A 1,915-nucleotide genomic window follows, 5' to 3' on the forward strand; every position below is an offset into this window, starting at 1 on the left:
GCGATGGTGTGTCAGTCACATTGATCTCGACTGACACACCATCGCGAGCAGGCTCGCTCCCACAGGGTTTGGTGGAGTGCCGCGACAACTCCGCCGCCAGTCGGTGCCTTTGTAAATTAACCCTCCCACCAGACGTTCTACTGGGTATCTGCCTTCACGACCCAAGGAATTGTCTTCCATGACCCAGCCTCCCCGTGGCGCCATCGGCGAATTGTTCGCCCTGTTGAAACCCTTTCGGCTCATCGTCGCCGCGTCCATTTTCCTGGGCATGGTCGGCGGCCTGAGCGTCACGGTATTGCTGGCCACCATCAACAACGCCCTGCATTCGGACACCGGCCTGACCCAAGGCGTCGTCGCGCTGTTCGCCGGCCTGTGCCTGCTGGCGCTGCTGAGTTCCATCTGCTCGGACATCGGCACCAACTACGTCGGCCAGCACATCATCGCCAAGCTGCGTAAACAGCTGGGTGAAAAAGTGCTCTCGGCACCGATCGAGCAAATCGAGCGCTATCGCAGTCATCGCCTGATCCCGGTGCTGACCCATGACGTCGACACCATCAGCGACTTCGCCTTCGCCTTCGCGCCGCTGGCGATTTCGGTCACGGTGACGCTGGGTTGCATGGGCTATCTGGCGATGTTGTCGTGGCCGATGTTCCTGATCATGGTCGCGGCGATCCTGATCGGCACCGCGATCCAGGCCTACGCCCAAAGCAAAGGCGTGCAGGGTTTCATGGCCGCCCGCGATGCTGAAGACGAACTGCAAAAGCACTACAACGCGATTGCCGAAGGCGCCAAGGAACTGCGCATTCACCGCCCGCGCCGCCAGCGCATGTTCGTCTCGGGCATCAAGGCCACCGCCGAATTCATCTGCAATACGCAGGTGCGCTCGATCAATACCTTCGTCATCGCCAAGACCTTCGGCTCGATGCTGTTCTTTGTGGTCATCGGCCTCGCGCTGGCCCTGCAAAGCTTCTGGCCGAGCGCCGACAAAACCGTGATGAGTGGCTTTGTGCTAGTGCTGCTGTACATGAAAGGTCCGCTGGAACACTTGATCAGCACGCTGCCTATCGTCAGCCGCGCGCAGATCGCGTTCCGCCGCATCGCCGAATTGTCCGAGCAGTTTTCCACCCCGGAACCGCACTTGCTGTTGAGCGATCAGGGCTCAGTCAAACAAGCCGTGCACGAACTGAAACTGGCCGATGTGCGTTTTGCTTTCCCGGCGGCCGAAGGGGCCGCCCCGTTCCAGCTCGGGCCGGTGAACCTGACGATCAAGCAAGGCGACATCACCTTCATCGTCGGCGAAAACGGCTGCGGCAAGACCACGCTGATCAAGCTGCTGCTAGGCCTCTACACGCCGCAACAGGGTGAAATCCGCGTCAACGGCGAGGCCATCGATGCGCAGAATCGCGATGACTATCGCCAGTTGTTCACCACGATTTTTGCCGATTACTACCTGTTCGATGACGTGGTCCAGGGCGACCAGCACATCCCCGAAGACGCCAACCAATACCTGCAACGGCTGGAAATCGCGCACAAGGTCAGCGTCAAGGACGGCAGTTTCACCACCACCGACCTCTCCACCGGCCAGCGCAAACGCCTGGCCCTGGTCAATGCCTGGCTCGAAGAACGTCCGGTGCTGGTGTTCGATGAATGGGCGGCCGACCAGGACCCGACCTTCCGGCGGATCTTCTACACCGAGTTGCTGCCGGACCTGAAACGCTTGGGCAAGACCATCATCGTGATCTCCCACGATGACCGTTATTTCGACATCGCCGATCAGCTGGTGCGCATGGAAAGCGGACGGGTGGTGACGGAGTTGGCGCCTGCTTGATTGGGAAAGGCGCTTGTCTGTGGCGAGGGAGCTTGCTCCCGCTGGGCTGCGAAGCGGCCCCAAAAAGAGGGCCTGCTACGCAGTCCA

General features: G+C 60.5%; 1 protein-coding gene. It reads left to right on the top strand.

What is annotated here, in order from left to right; genetic code table 11:
* Window positions 1-178: 178 nt before the first annotated feature.
* Window positions 179-1,828, top strand: a complete 1,650-nt coding sequence (locus EJA72_RS04950) for a cyclic peptide export ABC transporter (protein ID WP_157710405.1) — start codon at window positions 179-181, stop codon at window positions 1,826-1,828.
* Window positions 1,829-1,915: the final 87 nt, after the last annotated feature.

Source organism: Pseudomonas sp. PB120, from assembly GCF_009761815.1.
Lineage (GTDB): Bacteria > Pseudomonadota > Gammaproteobacteria > Pseudomonadales > Pseudomonadaceae > Aquipseudomonas.

Excerpts from the sequence above, each read along its gene's own strand:
- EJA72_RS04950 (WP_157710405.1), top strand. The coding sequence starts at position 179 with ATGACCCAGCCTCCCCGTGGCGCCATCGGCGAATTGTTCGCCCTGTTG.